The 1,446-nt window shown below is 69.4% G+C and carries 1 protein-coding gene; it reads right to left on the reverse strand.

Translation table 11 applies throughout. The features are described from left to right. Positions 1–55: 55 nt before the first annotated feature. Positions 56–1,267 (reverse strand): S8 family peptidase, encoded by a 1,212-nt coding sequence (locus tag ACFWE2_RS25340; protein WP_377226970.1) that lies wholly within the window; start codon positions 1,265–1,267, stop codon positions 56–58. Between the last annotated feature and the right edge of the window lie 179 nt (positions 1,268–1,446).

Below are 1,446 nucleotides of genomic sequence, written 5' to 3' on the forward strand. Positions count from 1 at the left end.
ACCCTCAGGTCACCCGAGTGACCTGAGGGTCTGACACGTACGAGGTCGCCTACCCTCAGAGACCGCTGACGTTCAGCAGCCGGTTGGGCGAACCGGAGCCCGGGTTGGTCACGACGCCCGTCACGGCGGCGTTGTTCAGCGTGGTGCCGACCTGGGCCGGCGTGGCGCCCGGGTTGGCGCTGAGCACGAGGGCAGCGGCGCCCGCGACGTGCGGCGTGGCCATCGAGGTTCCGCTGATGGTGTTGGTGGCAGTGGGGCTGTTGTACCAGGCCGACGTGATGCCGGAACCCGGCGCGAAGATGTCCAGGCAGGTGCCGATGTTCGAGTACGAGGCACGGGCATCCGTGCTCGTGGTGGCACCGACCGTGATCGCCGTCGGGGTGGAGGCGGGCGAACGGGTGCAGGCGTTCGTGCCGGTCTCGTTGCCCGCGGCGACCGCGTAGGTGACACCGTCCGCGACCGACCTCGTGACGGCGTCGTTCAGGGCCTGCGAGAACCCGCCGCCGAGCGACATGTTGGCCACGGCCGGCTGGCCGGCGGCGTGGTCGGCGGTCACCCAGTCGATCCCCGCGATGACGCCTGCGGTGGTGCCGCCTCCGCTGCAGTCGAGCACGCGGACCGCGACGAGCGTGACGTTCTTGGCCACGCCGTAGGACGTACCGCCGACGGTGCCGGCGACGTGCGTGCCGTGCCCCTGGCAGTCGGTGGCGTTGTTGTCGTTGCTCACGGTGTCCCTGCCGTGGATCGCGCGGCCGCCGAAGTCTTGGTGGGTGGTCAGGATGCCCGTGTCGATGATGTACGCCTTCACCCCGGCGCCCGTCCTCGCGTAGGTGTACGAGTTGTCGAGCGGCAGCGCCCGCTGGTCGATGCGGTCCAGCCCCCAGGAGGGCACCGGCGTCTGGGTGGCGGTCGCCGTGACCACCTGGTTCTGCTCGACGTACGCGACCGACGGGTCGGCCTCGAGCTGCTTGGCGTCGGCCGCGGTCATCGTCGCGGCGAACCCGCGCACGGCGTTGCTGTACGAGCGGACCACCTTGCCGCCGTACTCCTGCACGAGGCTGCTTGCCGCGCTCTTGACCTGCGTCCTGGCCACGTCGTCGTTGTCGAGCACGACGATGTACGAGTCCTCGACGGCCGCGCCGGCGACCGGCGCGGACGCCGGCTCCAGCGGTGTCGACGCCGTCGCCGCCGCGGCCGGTGCCGCTGCGAGGACGATTGCGATACCGGTGCCGACGATCAGCCGACGGCGGTTGCTGTGGATGGTCACGTTGCCCCCCTGGGGTATGTAGGTGAAGGTGACCCTAAGTCGGTAGTTTCATCCCGCATACCTCGCAAAAAGGTCATACTCTCCACATATGGGGTTGGGGTGGCCTTTACCTGGAGCTTGCCTGACGCTGCGTGGCACCGGACATGTCAGACCCTCAGGTCACCTGGGTGACCTGAGGG

It is taken from the genome of Promicromonospora sp. NPDC060271, assembly GCF_042726755.1.
In the GTDB taxonomy this organism is placed as follows: domain Bacteria; phylum Actinomycetota; class Actinomycetes; order Actinomycetales; family Cellulomonadaceae; genus Promicromonospora.